Raw genomic sequence first — 19562 nt, 5'->3', positions numbered from 1 at the left:
GCGCAGCATAGAGCCCCCGCGCGGGCGCCCATGCCCACCATGGACGCCCGCGCGCGGGTGACCGGGCCCGCCGTGGAGCCCGGGTGCGGATGCTCAGGCCCGACCGGCGGCCTTCTGGGTGCGGCGGGCCAGGGAGTCGATCACGACGGCGGCCAGCAGCACCAGGCCGGTGATCATGAACTGGATGGCGTTGCTCAGGCCCTGGATGTTCATCCCGGACTGGATCGAGCCGATCACCAGCGCACCGAGCAGCGCCGACCAGGTCTTGCCGCGTCCGCCGAAGAGGCTGGTGCCGCCGATGACGGCCGCCGCGATGGCGTTCATCAGCAGGTTTCCGCCGCCGGAGGTCTGGCTGGCCGACTGGATCTGCGCGGCCAGGAAGAGGCCGCCGACGGCCGCCATCGTGGAACAGATGGTGAAGACGGTGATCCGGATCCAGGCCACGTTGATGCCCGCGCGCCGGGCGCCCTCGATGTTGCCGCCGAGCGCGAACACCTGGCGGCCGTAGGAGGTGCGGCGCAGCACGAAGTCCAGCACCACGATGAAGATCAGGAAGATCAGCAGCGCGAGGGGCAGCCCCTTGTACTGGTTGAGCGTGTAGGCGGCGAGGAAGGCGACGATCGCCAGCAGGACGGTGCGCAGCACGATGTCGGTCGGCGGGCGGGACGGCACGCCCGCGGCCTGCCGCCGCCGGGCGTCGACCAGCGAGGCGAACAGGAACAGCAGGACGCCGATCGCCGCCGCGCCGTAGGCGGCGGCCTGCTGGCCGTAGATGGTGCTGTAGAGCCTGGAGACGATGTCGTTGCCCGGGAGGTTGACGGTGCCGGTGGCGCCGAGGATCTGCAGCATCAGGCCGTTCCAGCCGAGGTTACCGGCGAGGGTGACGACGAAGGCCGGGACGCCGACCTTGGCGAAGAAGACGCCCTGGATGCAGCCGACCACAGCGCCTCCGACGAGGGCCGTGAGCAGCGCCAGCCACTGGTTGACGCCGTTGGTCACGCTCAGGACGGCGTAGATCGCGGCGCACAGGCCGCTGACCGAGCCGACCGAGAGGTCGATCTCGCCGAGCAGCAGCACGAAGACCACACCGATCGCGATCATGCCGGTGCCGACGATCTGCTGGGACAGGTTGGAGAGGTTCTGGGCGGACAGGAAGCTGCTGTTCAGGCTGCCGAACACGGCCCAGATCACGATCAGCGCCAGGACGACGGGCAGCGAGCCGAGTTCACCGCTGCTCAGGCGGCGGCGGAACTCCCCCACGTAGCCCTTGACGCCCTCCTGGCGGACGATCAGCCGGGGGTCGACGGCGGGGGTCGCCCCGGGGGCGACCGGCTCGGGGGCGTTGACACCGCCGATGGACATGCTGTCCTCGGGCAGCGGGACGTGATGGCGTTCGGGCTCGCCGCCCGGGGGGCTCCCGGGGATGTTCTCGCTCACTCGGAACCCTCCTGGCCCCGGGCCTTCCGGCGGGTCACGGCGTTGTCCGTGGCACCGGTGATGGCCGAGATGATCTCTTCCTGGTTGGTGTAGCGCTTGTCGAAGACGCCGTTGTTGCGGCCGAGGCGCAGCACCGCGACGGTGTCCGCGACGGCCATCACGTCCGCCATGTTGTGGCTGATCAGGATCACGCCGTGGTCCTGCTCGCGCAGCCGCTCGACCAGGTCGAGCACCTGGGCGGTCTGCTCGACGCCGAGGGCCGCGGTGGGTTCGTCCAGCATCACGACCTTGGGCGAGCCGATCAGCGCGCGGGCGATCGCGACGACCTGGCGCTGACCACCGGAGAGCGAGGCGACGGGGATCCGCACGCTGGGGATGCGGATGGAGAGGGTGTCCAGCAGGGTCCGGGAGCGCTTCTCCATCGCGACCTCGTCGAGGATGGTGAAGCGCCGGATCTCGCGGCCGAGGAAGAGGTTCCCGACCACGTCGAGGTTGTCGCAGAGCGCGAGGTCCTGGTAGACCGTCGCGATGCCCAACTGCTGGGCGTCCTGGGGCCGGTGGATGGTCACCGGCCTGCCCTGCCACTCGATGACGCCCTCGTCGGGCTGGTGCACCCCGGCGATGGCCTTGACCAGGGTGGACTTGCCGGCGCCGTTGTCGCCGACCAGGGCCACCACCTCGCCGGCGTGCACCTCCAGTTCGATGTCGGTGAGCGCCTGGACGGCGCCGAACCGTTTGGAGACCCCACGCAGGGCCAGTACGGTCTCACCTGCCACAGTGACCAACTCCCTTGCCCCGCCTCCGTCGTGGAGGCGGGGCCTGATCGGGTTCGAGGGGGGACGTCGGGAGCGCGACGCCGAAGGAGCGACGCCGGACGGGCGACGCGATGGGCGACGCCGGGACGGCGAGGCCGGTTACGTGAGGCCGGCGGACTGGCAGGCGGCGGCGTAGTCCGGCGTGCAGATCTGGGCCACGGTGTAGAGGCCGTCCTGGACCACGGTGGTCTTGACGTTGTCCTTGTTGACGACGATCGGCGTGAGCAGGTTGGCGACCGCCTTGTGGTTGCTGCCGTTGGTCGCCGTCGTCGGCGCGATGGAGGCGGAGGGGGTCTGGCCGGCGGCCAGGGCGACGGCCATCTGGGCCGCGGCGTCGGCCTCCGGCTTGAACGGCTTGTAGACGGTCATGGTCTGGGTGCCGATCAGGATCCGCTGGATGGCGTCGAGCTGGGCGTCCTGGCCGGTGAGCGGGGTGTTGATCCCGGCCGCCTTCTGCGCGGTGGCGATACCGGCGGCCATGCCGTCGTTGGCGGAGTAGATGCCGACGACGTTGGCCGGGCCGATCGCGGTGATGCCCGCCGCGGCCTCCTGGTTGGCCAGGTTCGGGTCCCACTGCGGGGTGTCGTACTCCTTGCCGATCTTCAGCTTGCCGTCGATCGCGCTGTGCGCGCCGGCCTTGAAGTCGGCCGCGTTGGGGTCGGTGGGCGAGCCGTTGATCATGATGATCTGGCCGGCGTTGGCCTTGTCGCCCACCGCCGCCACCAGGGCCTGGCCCTGCAGTTGACCGACCTTGTGGTTGTTGAAGGAGACGTACGCGTCGATCGGGCCCTGGGCGAGGCGGTCGTAGGCGAGCACCTTGACGCCGGCGTCGTGGGCCTTCTGGACGGAGGACTGGATCGACTTGGAGTCCACCGGGTCCAGGATCAGCACCTTGCTGCCCTTGGTGAGGGCGGTGTCCACCTGGGTCTGCTGGACCGTCGCATCCTGGTTGGCGTTGTAGTAGTCGATCTGGGCGTCCGGCGCGAGCTCCTTGATCTTCTGCTCGATCAGCGGGCGGTCGAACTGCTCGTAGCGGGTGGTCTTGGTCTCCGGCAGCAGCAGGGCGATCCGGACGGCCCCCACGGACGCGCTGCCGCTCCCGGCTGCCGCGGTGCCCGAGGAGCCGCCTCCTGACGACTGCTTGGCACTGCCACAGGACGCCATGCCGAGGCCGAGGGAAACCACGGCGGTGACCGCGAGGACGCGGCGAAGCCCGATGCTCATGAAGATGCCTCTCCGGTTGGGTCCACCCCCTTCTCCTCTCCGAGTCTGGGAAGCATGTGCCGAGCCCACGAATCCGGTGGTCCGAACGGGTAGCCGGGGAGGCGGCTGGACTCGCGCCCGATCGACCGTCTACATTTCTGTAGACGTCGGAGGCGTACGGCATCACCCCCCGGACAGCCGTGCGCCTCCGACCTCTCCGCATCCCCACGGCCGGGCGTCTCCGCGGCCCGGCGGGTCGGCCGGCCTCACGCCGGGCCGCCCTCCTGCCGGGTCAGCCCCGCTCGTCCACCACCCGCTTGATCTTCCCGACCGAGCGCTCCAGGGTGTACGGCTCGACCACCTCGACCGCGACCGTCACGCCGATCCCGTCCTTCACCGCGCGGACGATCGCCTCCCGCGCCGCGTCCCGCTGCTCGGCGGGCGCGTCCGGCCGCGCCTCGACCCGGACGGTCATCCGGTCCAGCCGCCCCTCCCGGGTGAGCCGCAGCTGGAAGTGCGGCGCGACGGCCGGGGTGCGCAGCAGGATCTCCTCGATCTGGGTCGGGAAGAGGTTCACCCCGCGCAGGATGATCATGTCGTCGCTGCGGCCGGTGACCTTCTCCATCCGCCGGAAGGCCGGACGCGCGGTGCCGGGCAGCAGACGGCTGAGGTCGCGGGTGCGGTAGCGGATGACGGGCAGCGCCTCCTTGGTGAGCGAGGTGAAGACCAGCTCACCGACCTCGCCCCCGGGCAGCACCTCGTCGGTGAACGGGTCGACGACCTCCGGGTAGAAGTGGTCCTCCCAGATGTGCAGCCCGTCCTTGGTCTCCACGCACTCCTGGGCGACGCCCGGGCCGACCACCTCGGACAGGCCGTAGATGTCGACGGCGTGCAGGTCCAGCCGCTCCTCGATCTCGCGCCGCATCTCCTCCGTCCAGGGCTCGGCGCCGAAGATGCCCACCCTGAGCGAGGTGCCGCGCGGGTCGATGCCCTGCTTCTCGAACTCGTCCAGAAGGGTGAGCAGGTAGGACGGGGTGACCATGATGATCTCGGGCTCGAAGTCCTGGATCAGCTGCACCTGCCGGGCCGTCATGCCGCCGGAGGCGGGGATGACGGTGCAGCCGGCCCGCTCGGCGCCGTAGTGCGCGCCGAGGCCGCCGGTGAACAGGCCGTAGCCGTAGGCGATGTGCACCTTGTGGCCGGGCCGGCCGCCGGCCGCGCGGATCGAGCGAGCGACCACGTCGGCCCACATGGAGAGGTCGTTCTCGGTGTAGCCGACCACGGTCGGCCGGCCGGTGGTGCCGCTGGAGGCGTGGATCCGGCGGACCTGCTCCATCGGGACGGCGAACATGCCGAACGGGTAGCCCTCGCGCAGGTCGGCCTTGGTGGTGAAGGGGAAGCGGGCGAGGTCCGCCAGCGTGCGGCAGTCCTCGGGGTGCACCCCGGCCGCGTCGAACTTGCGGCGGTAGAGCTCGACGTTGTCGTACGCGTGCCGCAGGGTGGCCCGCAGCCGGGTGAGCTGGTGGGCGCGCAGCTCGTCCACGCCCATCCGCTCGCCGGCGTCCAGGAGCCCGGGCGGGATCGGCTCGCCGAGGTGTCGGCGCGGGACGGGTGCGGTGCCGCTCATCGTCGCTCCTTCGCTGATCGGCAGCCCCGGAGCCGTCGCCCTGCCGATCCGGGCCGCCGAGCGATCCGGGATCGCCGACCGATCGGGAGGTGCCGGACCGGTCCGGGATCGCCCGAGCCGGGGATGCCTACCGGTCGTTCGGCCAGGCGTCGCAGTCAGGGCCAGTAATCCAGTACCCGAACCGACTGTCAAGGGATCACGCAGCACTTCCGGAATGCGAAGTTCCGACACCTTCGCGCCGACTTCGTCCCACCCCCTTGGCTGGCCGATATGAAAATCATTACCGAAGTTTGACCCATGGGCGCCCTCCCCCGACCCGGCCGCATGGTTCAGTAGTTCGGTTTCGCCCCCGCACCCGAAAGTGATCACCGTGCCCACCACTCCTGCCCTGGTCAGCGCGCTGCGCGAGCTCGGCGACCGGCCCGCCGTCGTCGCCGACGGACGCGCGATCAGCGGCATCGGCCTGCTGCTCGGCGTCTCCCCGCCGGGCGGCCTGCCACGGGCGCTCGCCCAGCGCGTCGCCGAGCACGCCGCACTGGCACCCTCCGCCGCCCGCGCCGCCGAACAGCGGCTGCGCTACTGGGCCGGCGTCCTCGGCCCGCCGCCCATCCGCCACACCCTGCTGCACCCCGTCACCGACCTCGCCGTCGACCTCGCCCTCGCCACCCTCCTCGCCGGCGGCACCGTCCACTGCGGCGACCCCGAGCAGCCGCCGGAGGACCAGCTCGCCGCCGTCGCCGCCAACCGCACCACCCACCTCAGCCTGCCCTCCGCCCTGCTCTGGCGCCTCAGCCGACTGCCCGGCCCCGCCGCCCGGGACGTGAACCTCGACGCACTGCGCCTCGTCCTGCACGTCGGCCCCGAACCCCGCCAGGAGGACGTGTACGCCGCCGTCGACGCGCTCGGCGCCGTCCTCGCCCACGTCCGCGCCCCCGACAGCAACGCCGAAGCCGCCGACCGCCGACTGCGCGCCGCCACCGACGCGGCCACCGCCGCCGCCTGGAAGCACAGCATCGGCATCACCGCCGAACAGGTCCGCGAGTTCGGCACCCACCTCGACCGGGCCGTCCTCCACGCCCTGCTGCTCACCCTCCAGCAGGCCGGCGTCCTCACCGACCCCGAACGCGGCCACCCCGAGGCCGAACTGCTGGCCACCGCCATGGTCACCCCCGCCCAACGCCCCCGGGTCTCCCGCTGGCTCGCCGCGCTCGCCCGGCACGGCCTGATCACCCGTCACGACGGCGGCGCCCAGGGCGCGGTCTACCGCGGCGGCCCCGGACTCACCGCCGCCGAGGTCCGGGAGACCTGGCGACCGGTCGTCGAGACCTGGGCCGACGGGCTCGGCCCCGCCGCCGCCCTGGACCGGGTACGGCGCGGCGCCCTGCGACTGCCCCGGCTGATCAGCGGCGAGGAACCACCCCGCCCGGCCACCGCCCCGGTCCGCCGGGCCGCCGCCCGCGGCTACCTCGCCACCGCCCTCGGCACTCTCGTCCGCGGCACCGCCGAAGCCCACGCCGGCCCGGCACCACTGCGCGTCCTCGAACTCGACCTCGACCTGGACGGCGCCGAGACGGTCGTCGCCCGCGCCCTCGCCGCCCGGCCCCGGCCCGACGCCGAACACCACGTCACCCCCGACGGCGGCCGCTACGACGTCGTCGTCGCCGGCGCGACCCGGCCGCCGGAGGACGAAGTCCCGGCGCTGGTCCGCCTGCTCGCGCCCGGCGGCCGGCTCCTGCTGCTCGCGCCCACCGCCGAACACCTCGACCTGCTGATCACCGGCGACCCGCAGGCCGCCACCGCCCGGCCGGCGGAGCACTGGCAGACGGCCCTCACGGCGGCCGGCTGCCCGACCGTCCACGCGCTGCCGGAGGACGGGCACCCGATGGGGCTGCTGGGGCAGCGGCTGTTCGTGGCCCGGGTGGACTGAGCGCCTGTGGACCGAGCGCCGGTGGACCGAGCGCCGGTGGACCGAGCGCCGGTGGACCGAGCGCCGGTGGACTGAGCGCGGACGGGTGCGTGAAGGCGGGGCGCGCTCGCGGTGTCGCGGCTACAGTCAGGACTCATGACGGCTTCCGCTCACCCGGCCCGGCCCGCCCGCGACCCGCTCCGGTCCGTTGATTCGGTCCGTTCCGTCGGCTCGATCGGCTCCATCGGCTCGGCCGGATCCGTCGGCTCGATCGGTTCCCTCGGATCGATCGGCTCCATCGGCTCCCTCGGCTCTCTCGGTTCCATCGGGTCCCTCGGCTCCATCGGCTCGATCGGGTCGGTGTTGTCGATCGGCTCCGTCGGGTCGGTCCTCTCCATCGGCTCCGTCGGCTCGGTGCTGTCGATCGGCGCCATCGGGTCCGTCCTCGGGTCCGTCTTCGGCTCGGTCCTCGGCTCGCGGCTCCCGGCGCGTTCCCGCTGGTCGGCGCGGTCCCGGCGGGCCGGGCGCGGGCCGTCCTCGGCGGGCCGCTGAACCCGGCGTCACACACCGCCACCCGATCCGTACCATTTCGATACCGAAGCCTGGGTGAGCTGCGAGGATCCTCGCCGCCCGGGCCGCTCCCCCGGTAGGCTCCGCTTGTCCTCCGGCCCCCGCGCAGGCGGCCCCCTGCCGCCGTGCCGCGTTCCGGGGACACACCCCCGCGGGCCATTCGGTGGGCACCGCGCACTCGACACCGCGCGCCAGGGCAGTCGCGCGAACGGCGAAGGGCATCGCATTGGCGGATCGGCTCACCGGAGGAGACTCCTCGCTGCTGCGGCGGATCAACGCGGCGGTCACGCTCCGGGCGCTGCGGAACGGCCACTCCGTGACCCTCACTCAGCTCGTCGGCGAGACCGGGCTGTCCCGGCCGACCGTCGAGGGCGTGATCGAGGGTCTGGTCGAGACCGGACTGGTCGCCGAGGTCGAGCAGCCCAGGGAGGACGGCCAGCCCGGCACCGGCCGCCGCGGCCGCCCGGCCCGCTGGTTCCGCTTCCGCGCCGAGGCCGGACACATCCTCGGCATCGAGATCGGCGTGCACGACGTCCGGGTCATCCTGGCCGACCTCACCGGCGAGGTGGTGGGCAGTCACTTCAAGCCGGTCGACGAGACCCTGGAGGCCGAGGACCGGCTCACCGCCGTCCGCACCGCTGTCGCCGAGGTGCTGCGCAAGGCCGGCATCTCCCGCGACAACCTCTGGGCCGTCGGCATCGGCACCCCCGGCATCGTGGACCGCGAGGGCACCGTCCGGCTCGGCACCGCCATGCCCGGCTGGACCGGCCTCGACCTCGGCGCGCGGCTGCGGCGCTCCTTCCGCTGCCCGGTCCTGATCGAGAACGACGCCAATCTCGCCGCCATCGCCGAGCACTGGCAGGGCGCGGCACTCGGCGCCGACGACGTCGTCTTCGTCATGGCCGGCCTGAGCCCGGGCGCCGGCTCCCTCATCAACGGCAGGCTGCACCGCGGCTTCGGCGGCGCGGCCGGCGAGATCGGCGCCCTGCACCTGCTCGGCCAGGAGGTCACCCCCGAGCGCCTGCTGTCCACCACCGGCAAGCCGCTCAACCCGCTGGACGAAGCCGCGGTCGCCCGCGTCCTGCGGCTGGCCCGGGAGGGCGACGAGGTCGCGAAGGTCGCCATGGACCGCTTCCTCACCCGCCTCGTCCAGGGCGTCGCCGCGCTCGTCCTGGCCATCGACCCGCAGCTGGTGGTCATCGGCGGCTGGGCGGCCGGCCTCGACGGCGTCCTGGACCCCCTGCGCGAGCGGCTCGCCCAGTTCACGCTGCGCGCGCCCGAGGTCGCCCTGGCCGCCCTCGGCTCGGAGGTCGTGGCGATGGGCGCCCTGCGCGTCGCCCTCGACCACGTCGAGGAGCAGCTCTTCGCCGTGGACCCGCCCCGGGTCTGAGGCCCACCGGGGACGTCCAAGCGCTCGGCCCCGGACGTGCCCGGACGGCAGAGGCCCGGACGGCAGAAGCCCGGACGGCAGAAGCCCGGACGCCGGTCGGCGTCCGGGCCTCGGCCTGAGGGTTTCCGGCAGATGGTTCAGGGGCGCCGCCTCTTGAGGTGGGACCTCGTCCTGAGGTGGGACCTCGGCAGGCGCTGCCTCAGGAGGCGCTACGGACCTCGGTGGTCGCGGCGGCCGGGGAGACCGGGGTGACCTCGACCAGTCCGGCCTCGCCGAAGGTCAGCTTGCAGGTGTCCGCCCGGTAGGTGGAGACGGCCACCGCGACGAGGCGGCCGGCCGAGCCGTACTGGGTGGTCATGACCAGGACCGGGGAGCCGGGCGGACGCTCCAGCAGCGCGGCCTCCTCGGCCTCGGCGACGCCGAGTTCGACCGCGCGGGACTCGCCGTCGACCTCCAGGCGCTCCAGCTGGCGCAGCACCGAACGGGCGCGGTCGCTCTCGGCACGGAAGCCGGGCAGGTGCGGCAGGGCGGCGGCCGGGACGTGCAGCGACTCGGTGGCCATCGCGCGGCCCTCCACCATGCGGACCCGGCGGACGGTGTGCACGGTGGCGCCCTCGGCGATGCCGAGGCTCTTGGCCAGCTGCGGGGTGGCGGGGGCGGTGGTGCAGTCGATCGTCCGCCAGGACTGGCTGCGGGCGGCGCCGGGCCAGCCCTCGTCCTGTCGGCTGACCGGGACGCCGACCCGGGGGGCGGCGATCAGGGTGCCGATGCCCCGGCGGCGCACCAGACGGCCCTCCAGCTCCAGCTGGTCGAGCGCCTGGCGCAGCGTGGCCCGCGCCACGCCGAAGCGGGCGGAGAGCTCGCGCTCGTTGGGCAGGATCTGCCCGGTGGAGAACTCCGAGTCGATGGCCCGCAGCAGCACCGTACGCAGGTGCCAGTACTTCGGCTCCGGCACCGCCGAGAGCTGTCCGGTAGTCCCCACCGCGTCCTCCACCTGTTTGTTCTGTCCGCCCTGCGACAAGAAGGGCGGATCCGGGCCCGCTGCCCGCTGTTGCGGCAGGTGGGAGAGCGAGCCTTTATCCGTCCTTCTTTATTAAAGGTCCTTGCAGTAAGCGACCCTAGGGTCTCGTTCCGGAGATGGTCAAGACCAATGGCGCGGCTTGATGCGACTGTCGCACATATTCATGCCGCGTTCACGACAGCTCATGTCAGCCACTGCCACAACCGCCCCGCACCGCCCCGCGGACCACCGCGCAACCCCCGACCGCCGCGCGTCACGATTCGGGTCGGGTACACCCAGTCGGTAGGCTGCCCGGGTGATCGTGGTGACGAGTGTGAACGTGAACGGAATCCGGGCGGCGGCCAAGAAGGGCTTCGTCGAATGGCTGGCCGGCACCGAGGCGGACGTCATCTGCCTGCAGGAGGTGCGCTCCGAACCCGAGCAGCTGCCCGTGGAGCTGCGCGACCTCGACGGCTGGCACGCCGTCTGGGCCCCCTCCGTCGCCAAGGGCCGCGCCGGCGTCGCCGTCCTTTCCCGGACGGAGCCGCAGCGCACCGCGATCGGATTCGGATCGGCCGAATTCGACAATTCGGGCAGGTACCTCGAAATCGACCTCCCCGGCCTCACCGTCGCCAGCCTCTACCTCCCCTCCGGCGAAGTCGGCACCGAACGCCAGGACGAGAAGGAACGCTTCATGGCGGAATTCCTCGTCCACCTCACCGCCCTGCGCACCCGCGCCGCCGCCGACGGCCGCGAAGTCGTCGTCTGCGGCGACTGGAACATCGCGCACCGCCCCGAGGACCTCAAGAACTGGAAGGCCAACCAGAAGTCCGCCGGCTTCCTCCCCGAGGAACGCGCCTGGCTCTCCCGCGTCTACGACGAAGCCGGCTACGTCGACGTCGTCCGCGCCCTCCACCCCGACCGCACCGGCCCCTACACCTGGTGGTCCTACCGCGGCCGCGCCTTCGACAACGACTCCGGCTGGAGGATCGACCTCCAGGTCGCCACCCCGGGCCTCGCCGCCAAGGCCGTCGAGGCCTACGTCGAGCGCGCTGCCACGCACGCCGAGCGCTGGAGCGACCACGCACCCGTCACCGCAGTGTTCGACCTGAACAACTGACGTGCAGGAAGGGCTAGTTCAACAGAACTACGAGACAGCCCCCACGTGCGGTACTCCACACACCGGGGCCACCCCAGGGAGCAACTACGCCAGCGGCGAAGGAAGTCCCGCAGCACCCTCCGGGTGAATTTGCCACCCCCTTGACCCCCAGTCGCCCGGGCGTAGCCACCGCTGCACGTCGGATGGTGGACAACCCGCGCTGCGCGTGCTCGCGGGGCGCGTTCTGGCCGGTCCGTGCGGCGGCGGCCCTTCGCGCCGCCGATGGCCGTCACCCGCGCTGGGTGACGGCCACCGAACAGGGCTCACATCGTGGTCACTGGCACGACCACGGCGTGGTGACGTGGCCCGTCACGGTGTCCACCGCCACCGTCCTGCCCTCGCTGGGAATGCAGAAGTAGTAGGTGGGATGCGGGTTCTGCACGACGGGCTCATTGAGGTACAGGGGCTTGAACGCACCGGTGTGCCCGGCCTTGACGGCCAGATCGTGGGCCTGGACCTCCGTCATGGTGAACGGGGAGACGGCCTGGATCCCGATCGGGACGCTCCACGGCTGCGTGCTCTGGTACTGACCGGTGGTCGAGTACTTGTACTCGAAGGACGGCTCCGAGCCCTTGGCCCGGAAGCGGATCCACCAGGCCTGGACGTCATCGGGGTTGGTCGTGGGTGCCAACAGGACGGCCTCCGCATCGTAGAACTGCGAGCCGGGGTGCTCCTGCTGCGCCTTCACCTTGGCCTCCCGCACGATCTGTGTGAGCGGGAGGTGGGGTGCCGCGCTGGCGGTGGACGGGGCGATCGGCAGCAGCGACAGGGCCGTGGCGGTCGCGGCGAGCCCGATCCGTGCCCGAACACGGCGGCGTGATGTCCGGCACCCGTTCAGTGCGGGTGTCGCGGGCGTGCGGGCGGTGCGCGTGGTGTTCATGTCCTTCATCTCCTTCGACCCGGACCTTGCGCGGTCACGGTGGAAGTCGACTGCCGGGTTCGGCGTGAGCGGTGGCCGACGGGCGAGAGGTCCTCGGCCGGGCTCCGCGGGGATGCAGCCTCCCGGGGTCCAACGGTAGGAAGGTCTCCGGGCGCCGTCTCCCGGCCGTCATCCTCGCTGACCCGAACAGGCGAACCTCTCACCCGGAGCGATGCCCGTCCGGGGTTTCGCCGCGCGGTCCCGGCCGGCGGGCCCGATGCTGCACCCCTCCTTGATCACTGCCGACTGTCACGGGGCGGTGACAATACGCGCACAACCGATACGGTGAGTGGGAGCGTCCCTACAGATGACAGTCCCTGAACCACACGGACCGTGTCCAAGTGGGTCACCCTGCCGGCCTCCGTGTCCACGAACCACAACGGCTCCTACTCGCTCGGCGTGAAGCTCGGTATCAAGGGCCTGAACGAGCTGCGCATCGTCAGTGGAAGCACCGCCTCGCCCGGCCTGGGGGCCTCGGCCGTCGCGCTGCTTGCCCGGAGCAACGGCCGAGGCTGCCACCAGCCGGTGACCGGACTGCGAAGCGATCCGTCGTTCGGACTGGAGGAGAGCTTGACTTCGGGGAAACGCCTCGGTGGGCAGGTCGACGTTGTCGAACCGGTGCTGCTGGATGGCCCGCTCGGTGGTGGGGCCGCCCGAGGGCGGACCCACCACCTGGCTCGGACGATGACGCCCTCTCAGATGACGACGCTCGCGACGGTGCTTGTGTTCGGATCCACCTGGCCCAGTGCGACCACGGCAGCCGCGCCGACGGTCAGGCCGGCGAGGATCGCCACCCGCAGCCGGGCCTGGCGGGCCGCATGGTCAGCCGCCGTGCGACACTCGTCGGTCTCCTGCAGCTCGTTGTCCACTCTGTCGAGCAGTTCGCCGTCCATCATGGTGATGCCCTCCCTCTTGTTCGACGGGCCCCGGTCCTGCTGCTGGTCGCAACAGCAGCACCGAGGGGATCCTGGGGCCGAAGCCGAGCCGCAGCAGGCCGTAGCCGATGCCGGCCAGTCCGGTCAGCAGGCCGGGTGTGGGCACCTCACCGGGGGTGCCACAACGGGCGCCTTGCTGTTCGACGGACCGCATCAGTCGAGCGGCCGCACCGCGCCGGCCGGCATCGGTCGGCGCCGGCTCCACCAGTGGTTCCAGTAGGCCGAGTTCGCCGTGGCGGAGCGAGTGGTCCGGCATCGGCACGCGGTCGGCGAGAAGGGCGAGGTGCTGGTCCGCCGTGCGGGCGCGCAGCGCCCGGCCGACCCGGTCCGGGCACCGGCCGGGGCCGTCGGCGTCCGCCGGGTCCACCGCCGCTCGCTCCCGCAGCGCCCACGCGACGCCCTCGTGGCCGTGGAGGAATCCGGGCCGCTCAGGACGAGGCCGGTGGCCCGCCAAGGTCCTGACAGTGTGGGCGAGTTCGGCAGCTGCCGGCAGCCGCGTCTGAGCGTGCACGGCCTCGGCCGCGAGCAGGGCACCGGCCAGGCCGTCGGCGATGTCCATGGGAGCTGCCGGGTCGACGGCGGCCGTGTGAAGGGCGGCGAGGCCGGCGGGCAGGGCGGCGCTCAGCTCCGGGGAGTCCAGCAGGGTGGCGAGCCGGGCGGTGGCGTAGCTGATGCCGCCGAGCCCGGAGAAGCCGCCCGGCCCCACGGCACGCGCGAGTTCGGGGTGCTCCGCCAAGAGCCTCAGGAGCCGGGGCAGGACGCGGACGGCCTGGTCGGCGGCCTCCTGATAGCGGACCGCCCCGGTGAGCCGGCCCAGCTCGGCGAGGAACAGCGCCGGGCCGGTGTAGCCGTCGCCGAGCGCCATGCCCATCGGCAACACCGCCCACTGTCCCGGCCCGGCCTCCTGCAGCCCGAGCCAGTTCACCCGGCCCTCGCCCCGACAAGCCCGGGCGAGCAGGTCCTCGCCGATCCCCCGTGCGAGCTCCAGCGCCCGGGCACCCAGGTCACCGTCGTAGGCGTCCTTGGATTCGGCGGCGGGGCACCAAGGACCATGGAGGCCCGGAGCACGGCACCCCGGAGCATGGCGGCCCAGAGCATGATGCCTCGGAGCATGGCGGCCCGGAGACCGTCGTCCGGCGGCCGCCAGGGAGGCGCGGATCAGCCATGCCTGCCGGTCGAGGTCGTCCTCCGACATCCCCCGGATCGTCCTGGCGGCGGCCGTCAGCCCGGATTCGTCGAGCAGTAACGGGAGTTCGCGACCGTCCCAGGTCCGCGGGGTGCGGTCGGCGGGGGTCATCGTGAAGAACGGGATGTCGCCGGCGAGCAGGTCGGTGAGTTCGTGGGGCGCCAGCACGTGCAGGTGCGGGTGGCCGGTCTCGTCGTGCAGTGCGGCGAAGGCCCGCTCCCGGCCGGGGCGGTCGCGCAGCAGCTCCGGCTCGGTCGCCTCGGCGAGCAGCGTCGCATAGCTCTGGCTGGGCCGCGCGACCAGGCGCATCGTCTCACCCGCGAAGCGGGACAACAGCCCCTGCTCACCGAGCAGTTCATGGGAGTGTGCGGCAATCACCCGGTAGCCTGCGCGGAATCCGCACAGCAGCCGGTCGAGGTGGTCGGCCGGATCGGCGGGTCTCCCGGCCAGCACCGGGCGGTTGTCGGCACCCGGCCATTGGGCCGGACGGCGGACCAGCCGCATCAGGTCGGTGCCCGCGTCGGCCCACGCGGGCATCGGGTCCGGCGTCCACTGGTCGGCGTGGCCACCGAGTGCCGAGAGGTCGAGTGAACCGCCGTCGCCGAAGCGCGGGTTCGGCAGCACCATGGTCCGCTGCACGGACGCGGCGAGCGCCCGGGCGGCCGGATCGGCGCCGCCATCGGTGACGGGCACCCAGCACGGGTGGAACAGCGTCTCCATGTCCACCACGACCGGCTGGTCGCGCGCGGCGATGAGGTTCTCGGCATGGATGTCGACCGCGTTCACCGCGTGCAGCAGCGCGAGCTGGGCGCCGAGCCGCTCGTAGAACCGCCCGACTTCGGCTTGGGATCGGCATGGGCTCGGCGCGACGTACTCGGCCCAGCCGTACCCCGCCTGCGGCAGCAACCGGACGGCTCGCGCCGCCAGTCGGGGCCGGTGTCGGCCGAACCAGGCGAGCAGTTCGTTCCACCGGGCGTGCAGACCGAGCGGGCGCGGCTTGTACACCAGGCGCCGCCCGCCGTCGAACTCCAGCACGGCGACGGACCGGCCCGCCGCATGCGGGTCCCCCAGTCCGAAGCGGACCCGGGTCAACCGACCGGGCTCGCCGTCGAGCAGGGCGGCGGTGAGCTGCTCCCGGTCCGCGTGGAGCCGCTCCAGCAGTTCGGTGGCCGTGGCCACGGTGCGCATGCACCGTTCGGCCAGCAGCCGGGCCAGCACGGGATGACGGTGCAGCACCGCGCCCAGGGCCGGCCCGGCGGCGACCTCGCTCAGGAACGTGTCGAACCGCTCCCGCCCGTCCTGCCCGGTCAGGGTTCCGGCCCGGCGCGCGTGTCCCAACTCCTGTACCAGTGTGCGCCCGGCCAGCCGCACCAAGCCGCCGGCCAGGTGGCGCCGTGCACCGGCCCACACCACTCGCCGCTCCACCGCGGCGGGGTTCGCCGCCGCGAAGTGGTCGGAGGCGGTCCGCAGGAAGGGCCGCAGCGGATGCAGCAGTCGGCCCTCGGGGCCCGCCCCGGGGAGCGGGCGGATCCGCCCGCCGGGCGCCGAGTCGGCGCAACGCAGCGCCTGTTCCACCAACGTGGCCCAGTGCGGCGTCCGTTCGGGCGGCAGGGCATCGCGCTCGGCCGACGACAGTGCAGGCAGCCACCAGGCGCCGGACGCCGCAGGCAGCGGAACCGACTGAGTCGCCTGCACTGTCACTCCACTACTCTGACACACCATCACCATCTCTGACAGGGTGGCGGGTCGGATTCCCGACAGGCCTACCGTGCGGCGAGGAAGTCCGCCACGAAATCGCACAGCCGGGCGCGGGTGGCGGAGTTGGTCTTGCCGATCAGACTGGCGATGTGTTTCTCGACCGTCCTGGGAGAGATCTGCAGCCGGGCGGCCACGGCCTTGTTGCCGACGCGTTCGACCAGCAGGCAGAAGACGTCGTACTCGCGCATGGTGACGCCGAGCGCGACGAGTTCGGCCGGAATCCGATCCGTGCCGGTGCGGCGTTGCCCGACCGGAGCGCCCAGCGAACGCAGCCGGGAGCGGCACGCGACGGCGATGGCATCGGCACCCGAGTGGTGGAAGTATGTCTCGGCCTCGGTCAACCAGTCGCGGACTTCCCCCCATCCGTCGGTGACTGCGGCGTCGGCGACCAGACGCAGGCCGAGGTGACGAGCCGTCGGGAAGATCACCGCGTCGGTCTGCGCAGCGCGACACGCCGCCACCGCCTCGGCCGGGCGACCTTCCCGACCGTACAGGACCGCCCGGGCCAAGCCGACGAACTGCCGGTTCCACCGCATCCGGCCCGCCTGACTCGCGGTGATCCGGTCGACCTCCACCCAGTCGGCTCGCCCGGCCAGCACGGACAGCAGCAGGACCAGCCCGTGGCTGCCGGCGAGGTGGAAGTAGTTCTCCTCGTCCGGCGGGACGGCGGCCGCCAGCCGCGCGGCCAGCTCCGCCGCCTGCTCGTGGTCCTCCTCCAGCAGCGCGCAGAACAGCTCGGCCAGGCCGAGCACGAGCGGTGCCTCCCGCGACTCGTTCCCACCGCTGGCCCGGAACCGGGCCAGTGCCGCCCGCAGTTGGGGCCTGCGGGCCCGGTGGGCGGCGGCCACCGCGCCCACCATCAGGGCGTACCGGGTCACCGAGTGCAGCTGCAGTCGCTCGGTCTCGGCCCTGGAGCCGTCCAGCAGGGCCGTGGCCCGGTCGAAGTCGGCCCGCAGCACCGCGTCGAGCGCCAGCATCGCCCCGACGTTGTGGGCCAGGCTCACGCAACCGGTGCGCATCGCCTCCTGGTGGGCGTGGTGCAGCCCGTCCAGGTCGGCCTCGGCGAGCCAGGCGTTGCTGCCCAGGCCGATCAGCCCGTGGTTGTGCCAGCTCACCTGGCGGCTCTCGGCGGCCATCCGCAGCGTGCGGCGGAAGCACTGGTCGGATTCGGCCAGGGAGCGCCCACGGGTCGCGAAACCCATCGCGTACCACGCCTGGCAGGCCAGTGCGTGGTCACCGCGCTGTTCCGCGCCCTCGATCGCCCGGCGGGCCAGTTGCTCGCTGCGGCCGATCCGCCCCTGCTCCGCTGTCGACACCATCAGGTAGGCCTCGACCACATCGATGCCCGCGGTGTCCCGCGCACCCGCCCCCTCGGGCAGCAGCTCCCGGGCCGCGCGGACCTGTTCCAGTCCCACGTCCCACTGCCCGGCCACCTGCGCCGCCCAGGCCAGCCGCACGTGCAGCTCGACCCGGCGTCCCGGATCGGCCTCGACATCGGCCCGGCGCAGTTGCTGCGCCACTTCGGTGGCCCGGTCGAGCCGGCCGTCGTCCGCCAGGGCGAGCAGCAGGGTTTCCAGCAACTCCCGTCGCACGCCGGCCGGTACGGCGTCGTCGGGCGGACGGATGTCCGATCCGTCGACGGGCCCCAAAGCCGACCGGGCTTCGTGCAGCACCGCGATCGCCGTTCCGGGCCCGTGGCCGGCCAGGGCACGGCGGGCCACCTCCAGGTAGCGGACGGCGGCGGTCCGGCGGTCCCCCGCCTGCCCGGCAAGCCGCGCGGCCAGCAGGCACCAGGTGCCGGGCAGGCTCGGGTCGAGCTCGTTCATGGCCGTCACGGCCCGGGCGGCGAGCTCGGCCCGGTCGGCCGGCGTGAGCCGGTCGAGCAACGCCTCCTGGGTCAGCGGATGTTCGAAGGCGTACCAGTCGGGCCCATGCTCGTCGTCCGGCACCAGCAGGCCGTCGACGACGGCGGAGCGCAGCGAGCCGGCGGGCTCGTGGTCGTCCGGCGCGGCGCAGCGCCGCGCCACCGACAGCGGGAAACTGCGGCCCAGCACTGCGGCGGCCGACAGCAGCTGGAGCGTCTGCGGTCCGAGCCGCTCCGCCCGCTGCTCGACCGCCCGGACCAGGGTGAACGGGATGGCCGCGCGGCTGGTGCCGACCAGCTGCCAGCGGTCCTCGGTGTGGACGAGTCGACCCTCGGCGCGCAGGCCGCGGATCAACTCGACTGCGGTGAAAGGGATTCCACTGCTGTCGGCGAGCACTCGGTCGGACACCGCCACCGGCAGCCCGTCCGGCGGGCAGCCGAGACAGCTCGCGGTCAGCGCGTGCACCTGCGCTGCACCGAGCCGGCCGAGTCTCACCAGGCCGGCTTCCCCGCGCTGGGCCAGCGTGTCCGCGAGCGCGTGGGCGGCGCCGGGCGTGTCCCGCAGGGTGGCGACGACGGCGACCGGCAGCAGGGCCAGGTTGGCCGCCAGGTACTCCAGGACCGCCAGCGTCTCGACGTCCGCGTCGTGCAGGTCGTCGATGACGAGCAGGCAGCCGCGCTGCCGGCCGCAGGCGGCGGCCAGCCGGAGCACGGCCTCGGCCAGTACGATCGGCGACCGGTCGCAGGCGTCCCCGATCGCCCACTCGGGTACCAGACGGCCGAGCACGGGCAGGTACGGTCCGAGCGCGTCGGTGGGCGGCGCGCCACCGGCCCGGGCGAGTGACAGCAGTGCCTCGGTGAGCGACCGGTACGGTACGGCCGGGCCGGTGGCGATGCAGCGGCCCTTGAGCACGGTCATCCCGGCCTCCCGGGCCAGCGTGATCGCCTCGCCGGCCAGCCTGGTCTTCCCGATCCCCGGCTCTCCGGTCACGCACACCGTGCCACCCACCGACTTCCGCGCGTCCTGCAGTGCGCGGTCCAGCAGGGCGAGTTCGTCCTCGCGTCCGACGAGTCCACTGAACCGGTCCACGCGCGGTTCCGTCATCGTGCCCCCCTCCGGTCTGCTGATCCGATCAAGGGGGACCCTATGCCGACTCGTCGTCGCCGTTGAGGGCCTCCTCCAGCCACTTCACGACCGTCTCGGCGGCCTCGTCGGGGCCCTGCACGGCGGGCCCGACGCCGTTCTCCTGCTGCCACAGCACGAACATCTCGCGCTCGGTCGGCTCGACCACGGTGTGGCCGTCGGCGCGCAGCGTGCTGACGTGACGCCGGGTCGCGGGCTTGCGCCACATCGAGCCGTTCATGTTCGGGAAGAACAGTGCGGGCCGCTCGTGGGCCAGCAGGACCGTCTGGGCCGGCGTGGCGGCCAGCCCGAGGGCCGCCGCGGCCAGGGTGTTGGCGGTGGCGGGCAGCACCACCAGGCCGAGCGAGCGGTGCGCGAACTCGGTGGGGTTGAGGGCCGGGTCGTCGGCGACGTACACCTCGTCCGCGTGCCAGGCCAGTACCTGGGGCTGGACGAAGCGCGCGGCGCTCGCGGTCAGCAGGACCCGTAGCGGCAGGTCGATCTCCTGGCGGAGGAAGACGAGGTAGTTCGGCAGGTCCTTGGCCACGATCGAGCCACAGGCGATCACGGAGAGGGCGTCATTTCGCATGGCATGGATGGTGTCCGAGCCCGGCCGCCCCGGTATGGGGATCGGGCCCCCGTTTTCCGTCCCGGCCGCCGACGGGAAGAC

General features: G+C 72.8%; 14 protein-coding genes. 4 read left to right on the top strand and 10 right to left on the bottom strand.

What is annotated here, in order from left to right:
- Nucleotides 1-93: 93 nt before the first annotated feature.
- The 4 genes from ACIRST_RS04315 to paaK all read right to left on the bottom strand — a co-directional run bounded on the left by ACIRST_RS04315 (nucleotide 94) and on the right by paaK (nucleotide 5082).
- Nucleotides 94-1362 (bottom strand): ABC transporter permease subunit, encoded by a 1269-nt coding sequence (locus tag ACIRST_RS04315; RefSeq protein WP_350525773.1) that lies wholly within the window; start codon nucleotides 1360-1362, stop codon nucleotides 94-96.
- A 71-nt stretch (nucleotides 1363-1433) separates the two neighbouring features.
- Nucleotides 1434-2213 carry an ATP-binding cassette domain-containing protein gene (locus tag ACIRST_RS04310; protein ID WP_402799929.1) on the bottom strand — a complete coding sequence of 260 codons (780 nt, stop codon included), beginning with the start codon at nucleotides 2211-2213 and terminating at the stop codon, nucleotides 1434-1436.
- A gap of 138 nt (nucleotides 2214-2351) precedes the next feature.
- Nucleotides 2352-3476, bottom strand: coding sequence for a substrate-binding domain-containing protein (locus ACIRST_RS04305; protein ID WP_350525732.1), 1125 nt, complete (start codon nucleotides 3474-3476; stop codon nucleotides 2352-2354).
- Nucleotides 3477-3747: 271 nt separating this feature from the next.
- On the bottom strand, nucleotides 3748-5082 hold the full coding sequence (paaK, locus tag ACIRST_RS04300; protein WP_402799927.1) for a phenylacetate--CoA ligase PaaK: 1335 nt from the start codon (nucleotides 5080-5082) through the stop codon (nucleotides 3748-3750).
- Nucleotides 5083-5452: 370 nt separating this feature from the next.
- On the opposite strand from paaK, the gene ACIRST_RS04295 reads away from it, so the two are divergent.
- From ACIRST_RS04295 to ACIRST_RS04285, 3 genes are all read left to right on the top strand, one after another.
- The gene (locus ACIRST_RS04295; RefSeq protein WP_402799925.1) at nucleotides 5453-7009 is read left to right on the top strand and encodes a hypothetical protein; all 1557 of its coding nucleotides are present in this window, start codon (nucleotides 5453-5455) and stop codon (nucleotides 7007-7009) included.
- A gap of 135 nt (nucleotides 7010-7144) precedes the next feature.
- Nucleotides 7145-7540, top strand: coding sequence for a hypothetical protein (locus ACIRST_RS04290; protein WP_402799922.1), 396 nt, complete (start codon nucleotides 7145-7147; stop codon nucleotides 7538-7540).
- Between the two features lie 244 nt (nucleotides 7541-7784).
- Entirely contained in the window at nucleotides 7785-8948 is a 1164-nt protein-coding gene (locus ACIRST_RS04285; protein ID WP_350525728.1) for an ROK family protein, read from the top strand.
- A gap of 199 nt (nucleotides 8949-9147) precedes the next feature.
- On the opposite strand, the gene ACIRST_RS04280 is transcribed toward ACIRST_RS04285, so the two are convergent.
- On the bottom strand, nucleotides 9148-9930 hold the full coding sequence (locus ACIRST_RS04280) for a GntR family transcriptional regulator (protein WP_350525727.1): 783 nt from the start codon (nucleotides 9928-9930) through the stop codon (nucleotides 9148-9150).
- 343 nt (nucleotides 9931-10273) lie between these two features.
- Between ACIRST_RS04280 and ACIRST_RS04275 the strand changes: the two genes are divergently transcribed.
- On the top strand, nucleotides 10274-11068 hold the full coding sequence (locus tag ACIRST_RS04275; RefSeq protein ID WP_402800134.1) for an exodeoxyribonuclease III: 795 nt from the start codon (nucleotides 10274-10276) through the stop codon (nucleotides 11066-11068).
- A gap of 313 nt (nucleotides 11069-11381) precedes the next feature.
- On the opposite strand, the gene ACIRST_RS04270 is transcribed toward ACIRST_RS04275, so the two are convergent.
- The 5 genes from ACIRST_RS04270 to ACIRST_RS04250 form a co-directional block, all read right to left on the bottom strand.
- Nucleotides 11382-11987, bottom strand: a complete 606-nt coding sequence (locus ACIRST_RS04270) for a hypothetical protein (RefSeq protein ID WP_350524038.1) — start codon at nucleotides 11985-11987, stop codon at nucleotides 11382-11384.
- Between the two features lie 734 nt (nucleotides 11988-12721).
- Nucleotides 12722-12895 carry a hypothetical protein gene (locus ACIRST_RS04265; protein WP_402799919.1) on the bottom strand — a complete coding sequence of 58 codons (174 nt, stop codon included), beginning with the start codon at nucleotides 12893-12895 and terminating at the stop codon, nucleotides 12722-12724.
- Nucleotides 12849-15842, bottom strand: a complete 2994-nt coding sequence (locus tag ACIRST_RS04260) for a type 2 lanthipeptide synthetase LanM family protein (RefSeq protein WP_402799917.1) — start codon at nucleotides 15840-15842, stop codon at nucleotides 12849-12851. Before ACIRST_RS04260 ends, ACIRST_RS04265 begins: the two co-directional genes overlap by 47 nt.
- A 68-nt stretch (nucleotides 15843-15910) precedes the next feature.
- Nucleotides 15911-18874: an ATP-binding protein gene (locus tag ACIRST_RS04255; protein ID WP_402799915.1), complete on the bottom strand. Its 2964-nt coding sequence runs from the start codon at nucleotides 18872-18874 to the stop codon at nucleotides 15911-15913.
- A gap of 40 nt (nucleotides 18875-18914) precedes the next feature.
- Entirely contained in the window at nucleotides 18915-19481 is a 567-nt protein-coding gene (locus ACIRST_RS04250; protein WP_350524034.1) for a flavoprotein, read from the bottom strand.
- Nucleotides 19482-19562: the final 81 nt, after the last annotated feature.

It is taken from the genome of Kitasatospora sp. NPDC101447, from assembly GCF_044767225.1.
GTDB lineage: Bacteria > Actinomycetota > Actinomycetes > Streptomycetales > Streptomycetaceae > Kitasatospora.
Note: the sequence above shows the minus strand (reverse complement) of the source record. Positions and strands in the feature narration are given on the sequence as shown.

What these genes read in the sequence shown, in the direction of transcription:
- ACIRST_RS04255 (WP_402799915.1), bottom strand. Translation starts at nt 18,874, where the DNA reads ATGACGGAACCGCGCGTGGACCGGTTCAGTGGACTCGTCGGACGCGAG.
- paaK (WP_402799927.1), bottom strand. Translation starts at nt 5,082, where the DNA reads ATGAGCGGCACCGCACCCGTCCCGCGCCGACACCTCGGCGAGCCGATC.
- ACIRST_RS04290 (WP_402799922.1), top strand. Translation starts at nt 7,145, where the DNA reads ATGACGGCTTCCGCTCACCCGGCCCGGCCCGCCCGCGACCCGCTCCGG.
- ACIRST_RS04250 (WP_350524034.1), bottom strand. Translation starts at nt 19,481, where the DNA reads ATGCGAAATGACGCCCTCTCCGTGATCGCCTGTGGCTCGATCGTGGCC.
- ACIRST_RS04305 (WP_350525732.1), bottom strand. Translation starts at nt 3,476, where the DNA reads ATGAGCATCGGGCTTCGCCGCGTCCTCGCGGTCACCGCCGTGGTTTCC.
- ACIRST_RS04270 (WP_350524038.1), bottom strand. Translation starts at nt 11,987, where the DNA reads ATGAACACCACGCGCACCGCCCGCACGCCCGCGACACCCGCACTGAAC.
- ACIRST_RS04315 (WP_350525773.1), bottom strand. Translation starts at nt 1,362, where the DNA reads ATGTCCATCGGCGGTGTCAACGCCCCCGAGCCGGTCGCCCCCGGGGCG.